Source organism: Acidimicrobiia bacterium, from assembly GCA_041676705.1.
Taxonomy (GTDB): Bacteria; Actinomycetota; Acidimicrobiia; order Acidimicrobiales; family SKKL01; genus Actinomarinicola.
Genome location: JBAYRL010000001.1, coordinates 304,449 through 323,319 on the forward strand (window position 1 = coordinate 304,449; position 18,871 = coordinate 323,319).

General features: G+C 54.1%; 18 protein-coding genes. 8 read left to right on the forward strand and 10 right to left on the reverse strand.

From position 1 onward, the window contains the following. The first annotated feature begins 9 nt into the window (after positions 1–9). From tkt to WC184_01585, 3 genes are read left to right on the forward strand one after another with little or no spacing between them, the layout of a single operon-like run. Positions 10–2,004, forward strand: a complete 1,995-nt coding sequence (tkt, locus tag WC184_01575; protein ID MFA7476567.1) for a transketolase — start codon at positions 10–12, stop codon at positions 2,002–2,004. A gap of 34 nt (positions 2,005–2,038) precedes the next feature. Further along, positions 2,039–3,127, forward strand: coding sequence for a transaldolase (gene tal / locus WC184_01580; GenBank protein ID MFA7476568.1), 1,089 nt, complete (start codon positions 2,039–2,041; stop codon positions 3,125–3,127). Between the two features lie 53 nt (positions 3,128–3,180). Continuing rightward, entirely contained in the window at positions 3,181–4,347 is a 1,167-nt protein-coding gene (locus WC184_01585) for a TIGR00730 family Rossman fold protein (protein ID MFA7476569.1), read from the forward strand. Between the two features lie 68 nt (positions 4,348–4,415). On the opposite strand, the gene WC184_01590 is transcribed toward WC184_01585, so the two are convergent. After that, positions 4,416–5,009, reverse strand: coding sequence for an AAA family ATPase (locus tag WC184_01590; GenBank protein ID MFA7476570.1), 594 nt, complete (start codon positions 5,007–5,009; stop codon positions 4,416–4,418). Further along, a complete protein-coding gene (locus tag WC184_01595; GenBank protein MFA7476571.1) occupies positions 4,990–5,196 on the reverse strand; it encodes a hypothetical protein in 207 nt (68 codons plus the stop codon). The genes WC184_01590 and WC184_01595 overlap by 20 nt, the downstream gene beginning before the upstream one ends. Positions 5,197–5,284: 88 nt before the next feature. Here WC184_01595 and WC184_01600 point away from each other — a divergent pair, with 88 nt between their 5' ends. Beyond that, positions 5,285–6,220 carry an AAA family ATPase gene (locus tag WC184_01600; protein MFA7476572.1) on the forward strand — a complete coding sequence of 312 codons (936 nt, stop codon included), beginning with the start codon at positions 5,285–5,287 and terminating at the stop codon, positions 6,218–6,220. A gap of 11 nt (positions 6,221–6,231) precedes the next feature. Next, positions 6,232–7,137 carry a hypothetical protein gene (locus tag WC184_01605; protein MFA7476573.1) on the forward strand — a complete coding sequence of 302 codons (906 nt, stop codon included), beginning with the start codon at positions 6,232–6,234 and terminating at the stop codon, positions 7,135–7,137. Here WC184_01605 and typA read toward each other — a convergent pair. Next, positions 7,067–8,881 carry a translational GTPase TypA gene (gene typA / locus WC184_01610; protein MFA7476574.1) on the reverse strand — a complete coding sequence of 605 codons (1,815 nt, stop codon included), beginning with the start codon at positions 8,879–8,881 and terminating at the stop codon, positions 7,067–7,069. The two genes, WC184_01605 and typA, sit on opposite strands and share 71 nt — an antisense overlap. An 80-nt stretch (positions 8,882–8,961) precedes the next feature. Then, positions 8,962–9,144, reverse strand: coding sequence for a hypothetical protein (locus tag WC184_01615; GenBank protein MFA7476575.1), 183 nt, complete (start codon positions 9,142–9,144; stop codon positions 8,962–8,964). A gap of 153 nt (positions 9,145–9,297) precedes the next feature. Between WC184_01615 and WC184_01620 the strand changes: the two genes are divergently transcribed. After that, positions 9,298–10,116, forward strand: coding sequence for a sulfite exporter TauE/SafE family protein (locus WC184_01620; protein ID MFA7476576.1), 819 nt, complete (start codon positions 9,298–9,300; stop codon positions 10,114–10,116). After that, positions 10,113–10,442: a hypothetical protein gene (locus WC184_01625; protein MFA7476577.1), complete on the forward strand. Its 330-nt coding sequence runs from the start codon at positions 10,113–10,115 to the stop codon at positions 10,440–10,442. Before WC184_01620 ends, WC184_01625 begins: the two co-directional genes overlap by 4 nt. Positions 10,443–10,571: 129 nt before the next feature. Here the strand turns inward: WC184_01625 and WC184_01630 are convergent, their stop codons facing one another. The 5 genes from WC184_01630 to WC184_01650 form a co-directional block, all read right to left on the reverse strand. Continuing rightward, complete coding sequence (locus WC184_01630) at positions 10,572–11,741, reverse strand: ribonuclease D (protein MFA7476578.1); 1,170 nt, start codon at positions 11,739–11,741, stop codon at positions 10,572–10,574. Positions 11,742–11,744: 3 nt separating this feature from the next. Beyond that, positions 11,745–12,071 carry a rhodanese-like domain-containing protein gene (locus tag WC184_01635; protein ID MFA7476579.1) on the reverse strand — a complete coding sequence of 109 codons (327 nt, stop codon included), beginning with the start codon at positions 12,069–12,071 and terminating at the stop codon, positions 11,745–11,747. Positions 12,072–12,204: 133 nt separating this feature from the next. Then, entirely contained in the window at positions 12,205–12,990 is a 786-nt protein-coding gene (locus tag WC184_01640) for an alpha/beta hydrolase (GenBank protein MFA7476580.1), read from the reverse strand. Between the two features lie 4 nt (positions 12,991–12,994). Next, positions 12,995–14,431, reverse strand: a complete 1,437-nt coding sequence (gene pyk, locus WC184_01645; protein MFA7476581.1) for a pyruvate kinase — start codon at positions 14,429–14,431, stop codon at positions 12,995–12,997. Positions 14,432–14,486: 55 nt separating this feature from the next. After that, the gene (locus tag WC184_01650) at positions 14,487–15,692 is read right to left on the reverse strand and encodes an acyl-CoA dehydrogenase family protein (GenBank protein MFA7476582.1); all 1,206 of its coding nucleotides are present in this window, start codon (positions 15,690–15,692) and stop codon (positions 14,487–14,489) included. Between the two features lie 129 nt (positions 15,693–15,821). Here WC184_01650 and WC184_01655 point away from each other — a divergent pair, with 129 nt between their 5' ends. Beyond that, positions 15,822–17,378, forward strand: coding sequence for an AMP-binding protein (locus tag WC184_01655; protein ID MFA7476583.1), 1,557 nt, complete (start codon positions 15,822–15,824; stop codon positions 17,376–17,378). A gap of 99 nt (positions 17,379–17,477) precedes the next feature. Here WC184_01655 and WC184_01660 read toward each other — a convergent pair whose 3' ends face one another. Continuing rightward, positions 17,478–18,857 (reverse strand): FAD-binding oxidoreductase, encoded by a 1,380-nt coding sequence (locus WC184_01660; GenBank protein ID MFA7476584.1) that lies wholly within the window; start codon positions 18,855–18,857, stop codon positions 17,478–17,480. Positions 18,858–18,871 lie beyond the last annotated feature (14 nt).

Genomic DNA, 18,871 nt, shown 5'->3' on the forward strand with positions numbered 1-18,871 from the left:
ACGGGGAATATGTCTATTGGAGGACAGATGACCAACGACATCGAAGCCAAGGCAGTAAATGTGATCCGCGGTCTTGCGATGGATGCACCGAACGCCGCACGTTCAGGCCACCAAGGTACCGCCATGGCTTTGGCCCCCCTGGCACATGTGCTGTGGACCCGTATTCTCCGCTACGACGCTAATGACCCCAACTGGCCCGACCGCGATCGAGTGATACTTTCAGCTGGTCACGCATCAATCTTGTTGTATTCCATGTTGCACCTGACCGGCTACGACCTGACTATTGAAGATCTGCGTCAATTTCGTCAGTGGGGCAGCAAGACTCCTGGGCACCCAGAGGTTGGTTTTGGAACTCCAGGTATAGAAGTGACCACCGGTCCCCTCGGCCAGGGTATTGCGAACAGCGTGGGAATGGCCGTGGCTGAACGTTTTGTGCGAGCAACCTATGGCAGTGAAATTTGTGATCACCGTATTTGGGCAATCTGTGGCGATGGCGACCTATCAGAAGGCGTGAGCCACGAGGCTGCGTCGCTGGCTGGTCATCTTAAACTCGATCGTCTGGTGTGGATTTATGACGATAACCACATCACCATCGATGGCCCAACCGACATTTCCTTAGGTGATGATGTTGTGCTGCGTTTTCGTGGCTACGGCTGGAACGTCATTGAACTGGGCGAAGTTGCCAACGACCTAGATGCCATTGAGACTGGTTTGCGATCGGCCATGGCCAATAATGATGCTCCGACTTTGGTGGTCTTGCGGAGCCATATTGCGTATCCATCGGAGCGGTTTATGGATGACCCCGAGGCACACGGCTACGTCCTAAAAGACGATGAGATTGCAGCTACCAAGGCCGCAATGGGGCTCCCCCCCGAGAAGACCTTCTATGTTCCCGACGATGTGAGCGAATTCTATTTAGCTGCTGGTGAACGTGGTGCTGCCGATTCGGCAGCGTGGCAAGAGCGGCTGGATCAACTAGACGAAGCTTCACTCTTGGCCTGGGTCGCCAGCCAAGGCGGCACGGCAGTTCCCGGTGTTGAATTAGATATGCCCAGCTGGGAAGTTGGCGAAATGGTGGCTACTAGAGCCGCCAGCGGCAAATGCCTGGCGGCGGTAGCCGAAGCCGTGCCTTCGATAATCGCGGGTGGCGCCGACCTGACTTCGAACACTGGTACCACTCTTGGTATAAGCGGTGCCCAAAGCTTCAACAATCCCGCTGGTCGTCAGTTCTACTTCGGCGTCCGTGAACACGCCATGGCGGCCATTATGAACGGTATGGCCTTACACGGCGGCGTACTACCGGTCGGTGGAACGTTCTTTGTATTTACCGATTACATGCGTCCTGCAGTGCGCCTAGCGGCACTGAGTGAAGCCAAGGTCATCTTTGTATGGACTCATGACTCGGTGGGCGTTGGTGAAGACGGACCGACACATCAACCAGTAGAACAACTGGCCAGTGTTAGGGCTATGCCCGGCCTGACCGTGATTCGGCCTGCTGATGCCACTGAAACCGTAGGTGCTTGGCAACAAGCATTGCACGCCGAAGGACCAGTTGGTCTTGTATTGTCACGCCAAGGCTTGCCCGTTCTCGCCGGAACTGATGCTGCTGAGGTTGAATTCGGCGCTTATTCGGTGGTTGAGAGCGAAGATGAGCCTGATCTCATTCTAATCGGGACCGGCAGCGAGGTGTCGGTCTGCGTGGAGGCAGCTCAAGAACTCGCCAAACACGATATCGATGTGCGAGTGGTGTCTATGCCCTCGTGGGAACTTTTCGCCCTACAATCTGAAGAATATCGCGAAGAACTTTTACCTTCGGACATTCCAACATTGTCGGTTGAGGCCGGTTCTACCTTTGGTTGGGAACGCTGGAGCGACGCTTCAATTGGTATTGACCAATTTGGTGCCAGTGCCCCCGGTGAGGTGGTGCTCGCCAATTACGGCATGACAGCCGCCAACGTAGTGACCCAAGCGCAGGCATTGCTTGAGTCGCTCGATTTGGGCTGAGTAGCGGGCCGATAAAACTGCCAGAGGAGTGATTATGGCGACATTATCTGAACTTCATGAGCTCGGGGGGCAAAGCCCTTGGCTTGATAACCTGCGACGTGATTGGATCAAAAGCGGTGAGTTAGCGCGATGGGTGCACGACGGCATCCGCGGTGTGACCTCGAATCCAACAATTTTTCAACGGGCTATGACCTCAAGCGACGCCTACCATGAACAACTAAGAACTCTGGTAGCCGACGGTGTGGATCTTGAAGATTCATATTGGCGGTTGGTTATAAGCGACATTGTCGACGCTGCTTCGGTCTTGGCGCCGGTTTATGAAAATTCGAACGGCGAAGACGGTTATGTCTCGGTTGAAGTATCACCTGAGCTGGCCAACGACACACAAGCCACTATCGACGCCGCTCGAAAGCTGCACGCCCAGATCAACCAACCAAACGTCATGATTAAGGTGCCTGCAACTGCCGAGGGTATTCCGGCAATCGAAACGCTAACTGCCGAGGGAATCAACGTGAATATCACGCTGATCTTCAGTTTGGCGCGATATGGCGAAGTGATGGCTGCTTATTTGAATGGTCTTGAGGCCGCCACTGGTGATCTTTCCAAAATTCGTAGTGTGGCATCGTTCTTTGTAAGCCGCGTCGATACCGAGGTTGATGCACGGTTGGCCCAAATCGCCCCGCCAGACACCGAGCTCTACGGCCAAGCCGCCGTGGCCCAGGCCAAGCTTGCCTATGGTCTGTTTCAACAAGCTTTCGACACCTCCCGCTGGCAGGCCTTGGCCGCACTCGGGGCCAACAAACAGCGGCCATTGTGGGCTTCAACCTCCACCAAGAACCCTGCCTATGCAGACACGTTGTATGTTGACGCATTGATCGGGCCTGAGAGTGTGAACACTTTGCCCGAGTCGACGATCGCCGCCTTCTTAGACCACGGCACTATTGCTCGAACTATTGATACTGACCTTGCGGCGGCGGAAAACACTTTTGAGAAACTTGAAGCTTTGGGCATCTCGTTTGCGGACGTGGCGAACAAGTTAGAGATCGACGGTGTCGATTCGTTTAAGAAGTCATTCAGCGATGTGCTCGATACCCTACAAGGTGTTAGGCAATCGTTCCTTTAGGCCTGGCTTTAATATAAATATCTTAACTTAAATCTTGATATGATTTACATTAAATGACTAAATACAGAGCGCGCCCGGGTCAGATCCCCCACGGTGAAACCAGTTTCGGCGATGATGAAGATGAACAAGCCACCCCTAAAGACCAAGGTGAAAGCCCATTTATAAAGGGGTTACCACGATATCGCACTGGTATTGCTAAGCTCGATCGTCGAATCGCCGAGTTGGTTGAAAGTACCAATGCCCGTTCTAAAGCGGCACTAATTTTCGAAATTATAGCGTCGTCGCTTCGTATGGAATTAGAAAACGTGGCGCGTGGCGAAGTGAAAATGGCGAACTATACGCTAAAAGAGCTGCGTTATGTTTACAACGTCTTTGCGCCTTACCGTGGTGTGCGCAAGGTAAGCGTATTTGGCTCAGCTCGAATTGCTGCGGATGACCCTGCGTATCAATGCGCCAAAGCATTTTCTGCCCGGATGGCCAAGGCTGACTGGATGGTTATGACCGGTGCCGGGCCCGGAATAATGCAGGCAGGCATCGAAGGGGCCGGACGGGACAAATCCTTTGGTATCAATATCAACTTACCGTTTGAACAAGTCGCTAATAATGCCATCGCTGGCGATCCAAAACTTATTAATTTTCGTTACTTCTTTACCCGTAAGCTGACCTTTGTAAAAGAGTCAGATGGTTTCTGTATGCTGCCCGGTGGGTTTGGAACCCTCGATGAAGCGTTCGAAGTTTTAACCCTCTTGCAAACCGGTAAGTCATACCCGATCCCCGTGGTACTTCTTGACCCGCCGGGTTCGAGCTATTGGCCCGGATGGTTAAAATTTGTCAAAGACGAACTGGGCGAACGACGGCTGATAAGCGAAGACGATTATCGGTTGCTTTTTGTGACTAACGACGTTGAAGAAGCGGCCGCTCATATTGAAGCGTTTTATGCTAATTATCACTCGATGCGAATGGTTGGCAAGAATTTAGTAATACGTCATTCTCGACGATTGAGCGACGCAGAACTGCAAGCCTTGCAGGATGAGTTCTCTGACATTATGAGCGAAAATGGCATCAGCCGACCGAAGCCGTCGCCGGGTGAGGTGCGTGATAACGACGCTTTAGATTTAGAGCGGTTGTCGTTCAAGTTCAACCAGATGAGTTTTTCTCGTCTGCGGATCTTTATTGATCGTCTAAACGAGCTCGGTACTTCTAAGAACGAAAGCGAATAGCTTGTTTTAGCTCTCACGCTTCCGAGCGAACGGTGAGTTGAAGCAGCTGCGGCTTTCGGTATAGAGCACTATAAGTCTAAGGTTTTTTGGTATTCAGGCTGAGCCTTAATCCAGTCCACTACCTGAGCTACATCGACACGATTGTTGGTGTTCACTTCCAACAACGGTCCGCCCAGTCGGAGCGGTTCTAAGCCCTCCTCAACTAACTCCACCAGTCGGTTTCGGGGTTGTTGGCTATCGAGGTGGCCGGGGTGGCGTTCATCGGTGGCTCGTTCTTCAAATCGCTGCAGTGCGACTTCTTTATCGCACTGACAATGCAGCTCAATCAACGGTTTTTCGAGGGCCTGCAGGTCGGCCACGGCCAGATCGTGGTGGAACACTGATTCCAACACTGCCGCCGGAGTGTTGGCTGCTATTCGATAGAGCACGGCCACACTGGCACGACCAAGCCGGCGTGACCAGAGCCGATCACCGATGCCTAGTTCATCGAAAAGCGCTTCTTTGATGGTGTCTTTGGACAGCAGCGGAAGGCGTAGTGCTTCCGCTACCGGGCGCGCTAAAAGAGTCTTGCCTGAGCCAGGTCCACCCGAAACAACGATGTAGAAGCCTGGCAAAATTGGTTTAGTTTTAGGTGTGACAAAATCAGAATGTATATTCGTCATTGGGATCACGCAGGATGTTCACTGCCTTTTCTACTGCACGCCTGGCCCGCGTCAGGCGCTTCTCGTCTACTGGTAGCTCGTGGCCACCAGCGTCGATGGATTCGCGCAACCGAACAATAGCCAAGTCAGCTAGCTCTTCACTGATAGCTTCTAGGCGACTGCGTATGTCTTCGAACTCACCAGCCATTAGCTACCTACTCTAGGCGCGTCAGCTCGAGAAGACGCTAGCGTATTGAAACGGCAATCTACCGACCTGAACAGCGTAGGAGCTGACAATGGCAAGATTTGATCGGGAATCGTTGCAACGGGCCATCGATGAGCATGGAATAATCTTTCCACCCTATGTGATTGACCAGGTTGTGGCGGCAATTGACGCTGGTAAACATGTGGTGCTTACCGGACCTCCTGGCACCGGCAAAACGACACTGGCTTATGTAGCGGCTGAAGTGGCGGCCCACTCTTTAATGTGCACTGGTTATCTGCCAACCACAGCCACCAGCGAATGGACCACCTTCGAAACTATTGGTGGACTACAACCGACTGCGGAAGGCCTAATCTTTCGACCCGGCCTCTTCGTAGAAGCAATTATGAGCGGACGTTGGCTAGTGATTGACGAGATGAACCGCTCCAACTTTGACCGAGCATTCGGTCAGCTCTTCACTGTACTGTCCGGTTCGCCAGTGGTCTTACCTTATAAACGGGCTGGGCAATCTAAACCCTTATCGTTGGTACCCGCTGGTGTAGAGCCACCCGATGATACCGACGTGATTCGTTTGCCGGCTTCTTGGCGGATCATCGCCACCATGAATGTCTTCGACAAGAACCTGCTCTTTGAAATGTCATACGCGCTGATGAGACGGTTTGCGTTCATTGAGGTCGGCACACCGGCCGAAGCTGATTTCCGACAAGTCCTAGAAGGACCTGGCGACATGGTGGCTGACTTGTTGATACTGCGGAAATTCAAAGACCTTGGACCGGCTGTCTACCTCGATGCTGCACGTTACGCGGCACGCCGTGAAAGCGATGTGGTGCCCAGATCACGGGTCTTGTTCGAGGTTTTCTATGCGTATTTCCTGCCTCAATTTGAGGGTATGGACGAACGTCGGGCCACGGAACTATATCGCGCCGTTGAACCCCTATTTGATCCATCAGAACAACTTGAGGCACAACGAACTATCGGCGAAGTGCTCGGCCTCGACTTGGTCATTTAGAAATTGAAGCCATGAGCAGCGATACCTCCGTTACGGCGACCCACGAGCTTTGGGCGAAGCTTCGTCGACCCATGGATTTCGCTGAAGCGATTGGCACCCTATTTGGGTTGGGCCGGGAACAAGCAACTTCGATTGAAGCCTTGATTTTGGCGTCCAGCATCGAAGCGCAGGTCTTGCTAGCCGCCATGCCCACCATCAGTCGTTCTCTGGCTTCGATTTTTGAACACCATGCCGTGCACTGCCACGGCGAAATTCGAGGTCCGATCTTGTGGGGCGAAACGGTTGCTGCCCAGGGTGCCAGCGGTGGTCATCAAGATGTCATGGTCTGTGCGGTGCCTGCACGTTCACATGATTGTGACGAGAATCAGCTATTGATCACCTCGCTCAGCTTGATCGCCAAACTCACACCCGAGGTCGTGAATCGAACTAATTTGGCGAGCGAACTTCAATCAAGTGTGGTTGACACTGCCCTAGAAAACGGGGCAGCTGCCCGCCACGTTTTAGAAGACTCACGACTAATTAAACTGCGTAGGCGGCGTTTAGGTTTACGGGAGATTCAGCGAATTCGATTCGGTCCCCTTGGGCGCGTATACGAACCAGCTCGGCTGATGTACGAGCTAGGTGCGCAAGGTCCTTCACTTGAGAGTGCTATTTCACTCGTAGGCGACGAGTCGATTGAGTTTCATGAAAAAATCATGAAATTTGTCGGTCAGCTGGAAACACAAGGTGGTGTGGTGCGGCCGTTTCGAGCGCGAGATGGTGAGCTAACGAGCGGTGCCATTGAATTTCGTCATCCGGCACTTTGGCAGGACAGCGATTGGTACGGCATCCGCTACCAAGGCACTGTTATCGACGCAGACGTTTACGGTCCTGTTCCTTCAAAGTCCGCTTACGAAGACGAAGGTTTTCGGGAGTAACTTCAACTAGCTCGTCGTCGCCAATCCACTCGATGGCCGTTTCTAGCGTAAATATCTTCGGCGGGGTCAATTTGATGGCGTCGTCGGCGGCGTGAGTGCGGATGTTAGTTTTTTGTTTTTCACGGGTGATATTCACTGTCATGTCTTCACCACGTGCCGATTCACCAACGATCATGCCTTCATAAACTTCAGTCCCTGGACCAACAAACATTTCACCACGCAGTTGTAGGTTGTCTAGAGCGTATGAGGTGCTCTTGCCGGAGCGATCGGCAAGCATTGCTCCCCCACTCCGTGTGGGCAGCTCACCGACCCAAGGCGTCCAGCCTTCGTGACGTTGATGAATAAGGGCGGTGCCCCGAGTCGCTGTTAAGAGCCCTGAACGAAAGCCGAGCAATCCTCGCGAAGGTGCTTTGAGAGTAATAATTGTGCGGCCGATATCACCAGGACGCATGTCTTCAACTCGGCCTTTGCGGGGTGCTATGGCCTGGGTCACCGTGCCCACATAGTCATCGGGCACGTCTACCACTGCTTCTTCAAGCGGTTCGTGTTTTATACCGTCGATTTCGCGGATTAGCACCTCGGGTCGGCTCACTTGTAGCTCGTAGCCTTCCCGGCGCATCGCCTCGATTAGTACTGCTAATTGCAGCTCTCCACGAGCGGCCACTTCTATCACATCGGGCGAATCAGTGTCGGCGAGTCGAATTGAAACGTTGCCCAACACTTCTCGGTTTAATCGTTCTCTTAAATGACGCGAGGTTAGATACTTGCCTTCTTTGCCTGCCAGCGGTGAAGTGTTAACCGCGAAAGTCATTCGCATCACCGGTTCGTCTACCACCAAACGCGGCAATGGGGTTGGTTCGGCGGCGTCGGCGATGGTGTCGCCGATTTCGACCTCGGGAAACCCCGCTACGTAGAACAGATCGCCAGCACCACATTGCTCCACTTCGCTGCGACCGACACCGCTGATGCCAAATAGCTGGCCTAAACGCCTTTTAATTACAGAACCGTCAGCGCGGCACAAAGCCACTGTCTCGCCGCGGCGGAGCGAGCCGTTCATGACCCGTCCAACCGCAAGCCGACCGAGATAGTCGGAAGCGTCGAGATTAGTCACCATGGCCTGTAACGGGGCGTCGGGGTCACCACTTGGTTTAGGCACTGTGTCTACAAGCGCCTTCAAAAGCGGAACCAAATCGGCATCGGGTGCCGGGACACCTACACCTTCGGTGGCTTTCGCCTCTTTAGCAATGGTGGAAATTACTGGAAAATCGATTTGGTGATCTTCGGCGCCAAGGTCAATGAAAAGAGCGAAGAGCTCATCTAAGACTTCATCAGCGCGAGCATCGGCTCGATCGACCTTGTTAATGACCACCACCACCGGTAGATCATCAGCCAAAGCTTTTGAAAGCACATATCGGGTTTGCGGTAGTGGACCTTCAGCCGCGTCTACCAGCAGTAATACCCCATCAACCATGGTCAGGGCGCGCTCAACTTCGCCACCAAAATCAGCGTGTCCCGGAGTGTCGACCAGGTTGATCCGAACCCCGTTCCAGGTAATCGAGGCGGCCTTAGCCAAAATCGTGATACCCCGTTCCCGTTCCTGATCGCCCGAGTCCATGACTCGATCGATTACGGCTTCGTGGGCTTGGAAAGTACCGGTAGCACGAAGCAGGGCGTCTACCAAGGTGGTTTTACCGTGGTCGACGTGGGCAATAATGGCTACGTTGCGCAGTTCGCTATATGACACGAATTTGAAAGGTTACTGCCAGAAGGTGTTCTCTCCACAACACGAAGCGGTATTTAGATAGAACTTGCCAACCGGCCTGACTAGTCGTAGTCAGGTGGGTCGTCGTCGCTGTCTTCGTAATCAGTCCATTCAGAATCGGACGCGTCATCGTCGCGTGCAGGACGATCCGCTTGTAGCGACTCGAACAAGTCTTCAAAATCTATGTCTGTCGTGCGTTTGAGTGCTCGTGCCTCTTCAAACCGCCGATGGCGACCCTTTTTCACCACGGGCCAGCTCCTGTCTGCAAAAGATGAAAGCTCGATACATCATAGCCGTTAATGAGTCGAAAGCTCGTCATGCTTGCTCTAAGTGTCTTGAAAACATCGGAATCTGCGTACAGTGCTCCGTTAGTTAGACTTTAGGGATATGAGGTCTATATGACTATTCCAGCTTTGCTTGCTTTAGCGCTCGCAACGGCCACAATAGGAACCTTAGGCGGTTTTGGTGGAGCAGTACTATTAGTGCCTACTTTGGTACTACTTGGTGTCGATCCCGTGCTTGCGGCTCCACTTGGTTTAATTTCAGTAGCCGCCGGCTCGCTCTCGGCAGCACCGAAACAACTGGCTAGCGGGTTAGTGCATCACCGACTGGGCATTACCTTGGAACTAACGGCTACCTCGGCAGCAGTGATTGCCGCTTGGGTCTCAGGCGCCGTTAGCGGCACGGCCCTGCAAGGTGTTTTGGCGGCAACCGCTTTCGTCGCTGGTTTAGCAGGCTTCTTGAGGCCCGCCAGTGGCTATGGTCCGGTAGCAGCCTTAGCGGGTGAACCGTCGGCCGAATGGCCCGGTTCGCTCGATGGCGCAATTGCCACCGCCGAGGGTGTGGTCCCCTATCGTGCTCGCAACATGGGTACCGGATTGGTGGTCATGACCTTCGCTGGTGTGGTGACTGGACTCTCAGGGGTGGGAGCTGGCTTTATCAAAACGCCAACTATGCGTGAGCTCATGTACATACCGTTGAAAGTGGCCGCCGCTACCTCAACTTTTAGCGTGGCTATTACATCGTCCACGGCACTGTTGGTCTTTGCCTTACAAGGTAGAATCGACCCGCTCGAAAGCTCGGCGGTAGCTCTAGGGGGTTTGATTGGCGGCGTTTTAGGCTCAGCGGTACAAGACGCCTTACCACCGGTAATATTACGACGCTTTTTGTCAGTAATGTTGATAGTTATTGCAACGGTCTTGGTGGTTCAGCTTTGAGTGAATTCGCGCCGCCGCTGGGTTCTAGCGAGCCAGATCCAGAGGTCAATCGTCATCCGCTGATCGGCCGTCAACGTTACCTGGTTTCCTTCTTACAATTTGGCGCCGTTTTAGCCTTTGTTCTTGCCATTGGCGGGGTTCTTTTGCCAGCCCCCGCTAATGAGATAGCAAGCTATGCCATGGTGACGACGCTAATCGCGGTGCCAATCATTAGAGTTCTTTGGCTTTTTTTACGTTGGGTGCGTCGAGGCGACCGGCTCTTCGCCATGGTAGCGGCGGGTTTGCTCACTGTGATTGTAATTGGTGCCTTAGCGGCCATTATTTAAGCCGTCGATGGGCTGTTTAAGAGCTAACCTGCGCGCTTGGGACGACTCTGGGCCGTGATCCACGATCGCCCGAGACAGCGAGCCTCTTAGCCGATGCCTAAACGCTGGTGCGTTGAAGCCTTGGTAGCGTTAATGCAATACCGGTCGTCCGGAACGCTCTTCAAGCGCTAACCGACCGTTTTGACCAAACGCCAGCGATGCTTGGCCTGAAATCAAACGGCGAATCGGTTCGCCCACCATCTCAGCGCGCCACCCGAATGCTAAACGGGCGTCTTCATCGCCACGTAAGAGGGCTTCAAGGTCTGAACGAGTGGCCAAAATGGCAGTATCGATTCCTTCATCATGTGCTAGTTGGCTGATCCAAGAAGAAACCAATGCTACGGCGGGGCGAAGCTCTTTTGAGATTTCGCCGTTTGACACCGGTCTGCGCGTAACTTCGATAGGAGTTTCTTGGCCTTCACGCACCGCGGCGGTGATTTCTATGGCGTAGTCACCCCGCCGGTGCCGCTCGTCCAAACCGCGTATGTTGGCTAGTTCGCTAGGCGTGGTTGGTGCTTTTTGGGCGATGGCAACCACTGCCAAGTCTGGTAGTACGAAACGAGCTGGTTGGTCACTTTCGATGGCGCGTCGTTCGCGCCAGGCCGCAACCGAGCGGGCGATGTCGCGAGCCTTACCGCGGAGGTGTTTTGCCTCTTTGATTTTCCGCCACGCTGTTTCAGGAGTGCGTGAAACCTGTACCTTGTTGAGCAACGACTGGAACTCGTCTTCCGCCCAAGGCAGGCGACCACGGGAATCAAGCTCGGCAATTTCACGTTCTCGCAGCTCAATCAAATACAGAACGTCGGATGCGGCGTAGGTAAGTTGGGCGTTGGAGAGCGGTCTTTGCAGCCAATCAGTTAGGCGGCTGGCTTTAGGTAAATGAACGCCAAAATGGGCTTCCACGAGCGAAGCGAGCGATGGATTCGACATGCCCAAAAATCCGGCAGCTACTTGGGTGTCGAATAGGTTTCTTGGAGTCGTACCGCACGAGCGTGCCAACACTTCTAAGTCTTGCGAAGAGGCGTGGATGACGATCGTGGCATCACTGTCGAGAATATCGGCGAAAGGTTCGAGATCTACCGCTAGTGGATCGACAATGGCAACTTGATCTCGCCAGGCTAATTGCAGCAGCGCCACTTTGGGGAAGTAGGTGCGCTCGCGATGAAACTCGGTATCAAGGGCTACTACTGGTTCATCCCGAAGTTGCTCAAGAAGCTCGCCGAAGGCGTTGTTGTTCGTTATGGGTTTCGGAGAGGTCACTGCCTAGGCGGGGTTGGGGCCAGATTCAAGGTGGCGGCCACTTGAAGCCCATGCCAAAACGCCACCATCCACATTAAAGGCGTCGTAGCCCTGTTCACGTAGCCAGGCGGTGGCCTGGCCGCTTCGGTTTCCGCTACGACACAAAATAAGAAGTGCTTGATCGGTTGGCAACTCGTCTACTCGACGAGTTAGCTCTCCCAATGGCACCAGTTTGGTACCAGCGATCCTTGCCTCATCCCATTCGAATTCTTCCCTAACATCGATAACAACCGGGGTCTCGGTTTCTAGCCGTTCAGCTAGTTCTTCAATGTTAATGAAGGGTATTTCCAAGACGGGTACTCCTTAAGGGAGGGCATTTACCATAAAGCAATATAAGTAAAACTGTATCGCATCTCAAAGCTTTCCCCATATTACAAAGCTAAGTTCAGAGCAAGAAAGAATGGGGCTAGTAGTTCGAGCATATTTAGCGAAACTGTGCTGCCGTTGCGCGAATCAGTTCCGCAAAAGCATCGGGGTGAGTGAGATGAGCACCGTGGGATGCGCCCTCTATCTCGGCCAAGGTGGCCTGGGGTACTAGCTCGGCTAACCGAAACGCGCTTTGGCGATGGTGCTCGCTCGAGATGCCACCATAAGCGGCTACTACCGGCACCACTAACCCGCTTGGCTGATAACTGCTTGCACCGTTCCAAAGCTCACGATCGGCAATCAGTGCCGGTCCTTCAGCTCGGCGCTTCTTACGGCTCGAAGCTGGCAGTCGTTCCCATTGGGCATCGCCAATCATTTGACGCATGAACTTCTCGGCAGCCTCGGCCGGATCGGACTCAGGATTTCTTGGCCGCTGGTCAGCCGTGGTGGCAAAGGGCAGCGGTGACTCATAAGCGATTACGGCTTCGACCATCTCAGGCTGGGTTATAGCGGCTGCTAAAGCAATGGTGCCACCCATGGAATGTCCCACGAGAACACTGCGCCGACCGTCCACCACCGCCAAGAGATCGTTAGCAGCGCTTTGCAGATCGGTGGCAGGCAACACTGGCATTCCATCGACGTTGATGGCTGAATCGCCGTAGCCACGCCGGTCATAGCGCAGCGTATGGAACTCGGCGAGACGACGTGTGACCTTGGCAAAACTGGTAGCGCGATCCATGGTGCCATGAACCAGCACCACTAGCTGTGCTGCATTTTGCCCGGTGTCTGGCAGACGTTCATAAACCGCCAGGTGCGGCGGATCGAGATAATAGTCGGGCCCCATAAAGCTATGGCACACGCACCAAGCGAAGGGTGTCGGTGGCTTCCGAGCTTTCACGAGAGCCTGCCACCACAACCGCCACATCGCCCGAGCGAAGCAAACCTTGACGTTTGGCGTCGTTGACTGCCCAATCAGCCATGTCGGTGAATGCGCCGTGGGCTTGCGAGCCCAGGGCGGTGGTGCCCCAGCTCATCGAGAGCTGCAGTACGGCACGCGGATCGGGTGAATAGGCCAAAACACGGGCTTGGGGGCGGAAACGAGCAATCGAACGGGCCGTGAAACCCGAGCGCGTAATACAGATAATGGCGTTGGCCTTCACTTCTGCGGCGGCCCGCCAGGCGGCCATAGTAATGGTGTCGGTCATCTTCGAATCGAGGCTGGCAGCTTCCCCCAACACATGCCGGTCAGTGAGCCGGGCCGTCCACGAATCGTAGGGAAAGCGTTGGTCAGCATGGCCAGCAATACGTGCCATGGTTGCCACGGCCTCAATCGGATCATGCCCGATGGCGGTTTCTGCCGAGAGCATCACCGCCGAGGTGCCATCAAAAACGGCGTTGGCAACATCGGTAGCTTCAGCCCTGGTTGGACTAGGCGCGGTGATCATTGATTCAAGCATCTGCGTTGCAGTAATCACCGGTCGCCCCATGGCTATGCACTTGGCGATGATTTCTTTTTGAAGATGCGGAAGTTCTTCGATTTCGAATTCTTCACCCAAATCGCCCCGGGCCACCATGATGGCACCTGAGGCCGCAATAATTCCTTCCAGGTTTTGTACCGCCGCCCGGGTCTCAATTTTGGCCACGATTAGTGGTCCGCGTGGATGTGGTTCGGTGCCAATGCGGCGCACATCGTGGGCTGAACGCACGAAAGACAAAGCCACCATGTCAACGCCAGCGTCAACAAATACGTCGAGAAGACGCAAGTCGCGCTCGGTAGGCGCTGAAGTTCTAAGCCGATCACTCGGAATATGAACTCCGGGGCGGCCTTGAACAATTCCGCCGTGGGCAACTACCCCAGCCAGATAATCACCACAGTGTTCTTCAATTTCCACCACTACGGTGCCATCACCAAACATAAGGCGATCACCAGCATGAATGTCGGCCAAGAGGTATTCGTAGTCGACCTCAATTTCAGTGGCGGTACTAACGCCGTTCCCCGGGCGCAAAATGACCCGGTTTCCTGGTGCTAATTCAACGCCGCCGTTTTCCCCGAAGGATCCGGCACGTACTTTTGGTCCTGGAAGGTCGACCAAAATGCCCACGTTTCGCCCAACGGCGCGGGCCGCGGCGCGAATTCGGTAGTAGCGCTCAAGCTGTTCTTCAATAGTGCCGTGGGCCAACCCGATGCGCGCTACATCCATCCCGGCTTCTATTAACGCTTCTAGGTCGCGAGGCGAATCAGAAGACGGTCCGATGGTGGCGATAATTTTCGTACGGCGGGGCATCTACCCAAATTAGCTAGATACCTCGCCATACCCACAACATATGGCCAATATGGGCCTATCGAGGCACCTGTGACCACGGCAGGTCTTTGTCGACTCGAACATCACCGGGCAGACCTAGCACTCGCTCACCCAAGATGTTTTTCATGATCTCGGTGGTGCCACCTTCAATGGAGTTGGCTCTCATGCGCAGGAAGCCACGCTGGGCGGTGCTGGTGTCCATAGCTCGATCGGGTGCACGCATTGAATAGTCGTCAAAGAGCAGGGCGTGGGGACCCATGAGATTCATTGTGAAGGCGGTTATATCTTTGTTGAGATCGGCGGAGGCCAGCTTTCCAACCGAACCTTCGGGACCAGGGTTGCCCAGCTTACGATTAGCTGAAGCACGCATGTTGGTAAGGCGCAAGACCTCGGCACGCACCCACAGTTTCATAAGGTCGTCACGCAGTGCCTGGCGTTGGCTCTGTGGCATGGAAGCCGCGTATTCGTGGTAGGCCTTAACGGCACCGCTGATATAACCCGAACCACGAGGCGCAACATTGCCCCCAATCGATACTCGCTCGTTCATCAGCGTGGTCACTGCCACCGCCCAACCTTGGCCTACATCACCCAGGCGCTCAGAATCAGGAATCCGAGCATCGGTGAAATAGACCTCGTTAAACTCGGCATCGCCGGTAATTTGGCGAAGTGGCCGTACCTCGACACCTGGTGCACGCATATCGACTACGAAGTGGGTGAGACCTTTGTGCTTGGGCTGATCGGGGTCCGTGCGAGCCACCAAGGTGCCAAAGCTTGAAATGTGAGCGAGCGTGGTCCAAACCTTTTGACCATTTACCACCCATTCTTCACCGTCTTTTTCGGCCCGGGTGGAAAGCCCGGCCACGTCGGAACCGGCTCCCGGTTCGCTAAAGAGTTGGCACCAGATCTCTTCCCCGGTGAACAGAGGCCGTAGGTAACGTTGCTTTTGCTCTTCTGAGCCATGGGTAACAATTGTTGGGGCACTCATGCCATACCCAATAGGGTTCCGCGAAGTTGCGTTTGGGGCCCCGGCCTCGGCTAGCTGGGCATTGATGGTCGTTTGAAGCCTTGGTGAAAGACCTAGTCCCCCATTACCTTCTGGGAAATGGACCCAAGCCAGGCCAAGGTCAAATTGTGCCCCTAGAAAAGCCACCGGATCGGAGACGTCGTTCTCGGCTAGCAGCTGATCGATTAAGGCCTGAACTCGAGCCTCATCAGGCGACACCGTGGTTTCGTCCTCAGACATGTAATCCCCTCAAAGTAATGCGCGAATAAGCGTAAAGAATGTGCTTAATACTGGCACAGATGTTGAATACGATGACTAGTCGTGGTGGCTTTTGTGATGTCGCCGGTCACATCCGTGTAGCTTTTGGTCATGGCGAATTTTCCGGGGACCTGGGCCCAAACTAAACCCGACCATCCTGCGTACATAATGGCCGACACTGGTCGCGCAATTTCATATAAGGAATTAGACGATGCTGCTAATAGACTTTCGCAGCTACTGCGAGCCTGTGGAGTTGAACACGGCGACAATGTGGCGTTTTGTTTAGAGAACCATCCTGATTATTTCAAGATTGCTTGGGGTGCTAATTACGCTGGTACCTACTGGACGGCTATTAGTTCGCGCCTCACGGTTGAAGAACTTGAGTATATTTTGGACGACTGCGGTGCCAAGGTTTTCATTACCAGTGCCGCGATGGCTGATGTTGCTAAAGCCCTGGTAGGACGTAACCCTGGGGTCAAGCACCGCTTTATTTTGGATGCTGATCTCGAGGGCTATGAGCGCCTGGAAGATGCGCTCGCCGCCCAGGTAGCCGAGCCGCTACCGGCACCTCGGTATGAGGGCCAAGACATGCTCTATTCTTCGGGCACTACTGGTCGACCAAAAGGTGTGAAACTACCGTTGCCCACGAGCGAATTGGGTAGCGATAACGCTGTTACCGGCTTGGCGCAGATGCTCTTTGGCTTTAGTGAAGACGCCGTGTATCTGTCCCCGGCTCCTCTGTATCATGCTGCCCCTTTGCGTTTCACCATGGGCGTACATCGGGTTGGCGGCACCGTAATCGTTATGAGTCGCTTCGACCCAGAAGAGGCGTTGGCACTTATTGAAAAATATAAGGCCACCACTAGCCAATGGGTACCCACCATGTTCGTGCGTATGCTCAAGCTGCCCGAAGAGGTGCGCAATAAATATGATGTCTCAAGTTTGCAGGTGGCGGTGCACGCTGCCGCGCCGTGTCCCATCCCCGTTAAAGAGCAAATGATCGAGTGGTGGGGTCCGGTCTTGCATGAGTATTACGCCGGAACGGAAGGCAACGGATTCCTCTATGTCAACTCGCAAGACTGGTTGGAGCACAAAGGCACGGTCGGTAAAGCGCTGACCGGAGTGGTGCACATCCTTGATGAAGACGGCAATGAACTACCAATAGGACAAGAAGGAATTGTGTATTTTGAAAGCGAAGGCGCTTTTGAATATCACAACGATCCTGAAAAGACCGCTGATTCTCGTGATCCAAAGGGTCGCGGCTGGAGCACCTTGGGCGACATTGGCCGTCTTGACGAAGACGGCTTCTTGTATCTCACCGACCGACGCTCGTACATGATCATCACCGGAGGAGTTAATGTTTACCCTCAGGAAGCCGAAAATGTGCTCACCATGCATCCCGCGGTCTTAGATGTGGCCGTGATCGGCGTGCCTAACGCTGATTTTGGTGAGGAAGTCAAAGCGGTTGTGCAGCTGGCGGAAGGGTATGAAGCTACGCCTGAGCTGGAACAACAGCTCATTAAATACGTGCGTGAGCATTTGGCCGACGTTAAGTCGCCACGTTCGGTTGATTTCCGCGAAGAACTGCCTCGCCATCCCACCGGCAAGCTCTACAAGCGCCTTCTGAGGGACGAGTATTGGAAAGGCCACGACTCGAAGCTGGTTTAGTGCCCCACTCGAACTAGATATAAGCGATTCTGGTTGATGGTTTGCCGCCTAGTAAGGGCGGCAAACCTGTTTTTCAATCACTTACCGCTAACTTCTCTTCTATTGCCGGTCGGTGCTAGCTCGCTGCGGCAGCAACACACCCGGATTTAAGATGCCGGAAGGGTCTAGTGCCGACTTGATGGCACCAAAGGCAGCGATCTCGCTAGCACTACGGTTGAGGTGTAGATATTGGGCTTTAGCACGACCAATGCCGTGTTCAGCACTGATAGCACCGCCATATTCGGCTACTAACCTCAACACTGCTTCATCAAGAGCTTCATCATCGGGTTCTAGCCCCGTGATGTTCACATGAATGTTACCATCACCAAGATGGCCAAAAAGCCACAACTTGGTGTGATCGCTATGGCTTGACACCAACTGTTCCAAGCTGGTGAAGAAGGCCTCCATCGCTGTGGTAGTAAGGGTGATATCAAGCTTATGGGGCGGTGTTTCAGCTGCGTGTAAAATTGCTTCAGTGTGTAGATCTCGCCATCGCCACAGCTGAGCGCGGCGGGCGCTTTCAGTGGCTAGCGCCGAATCCACGATCCCATGTAGCCGACTCAGTTCTTCTGCAAGCTGGTCGGCACTAGGTTCGCTACCTGCGGTTTCAACCAATAACACCACTTTATTGGTGGTGAGAGGCCATGCTAGATCGAAACGGTTCGCCACCGCTTCTATCCCCGGCTGAAACATCAATTCAACCGCCTCAACCTCGGCCAGGCGCTGACGCAGTGTTATCGAGGCCTCGATGGCATCGCCCAAACGTTCAAAACCTAATAGAGCAGTTGAAACCTGCGCGGTGGCGGGCCACAGTCGCAAAACTGCTTTAGTGACAACACCTAAGGTCCCTTCGCTTCCGCACAATAAGCCCGCTAGGTCATAGCCGGTGTTGTCCTTGGTTAGCCCTCGAAGATGGCTAATAATTTCGCCGTTGCCAAGTACCGCTTCAACGCCTAAGAGCTGCTGCCGAGTCATGCCGTACCGGACCACATGGTGACCACCAGCGTTCGTTGCAATGCTGCCGCCCACCGTTGCTGATTCACGGGCAGCAAAATCAACTCCGTATCGAAGACCAATGCTCTTGGCCGCCTGGTGGACCGCAGCCACTGTTACACCAGCACCGACCGTAATACGTGCTTCGTTAGGGTCAGCAGGTTCAATCGTGTTTAGACGCCGGGTTGATAGCACCACACTTAGGTTGCTTGGTACCGCACCACCAACCAGGCCTGTGTTGCCACCCTGTGGCACTAACGGAGTGTTGGTACTGGCACATAGCTGTACCAGACGGCGAACTTCGTGGATGTTCTTGGGGAACACGACCGCCCGGGCGTGACCATGCCATCGCCCGGTCCAGTCAGTTTGATACGGCCTCAGATCGTCAGGCTGATCAAGAACATAGGCCTCTCCCACTAGCTTTTGCAGTTGAGAAACCAGGTTCATTACGTGACGGCTGT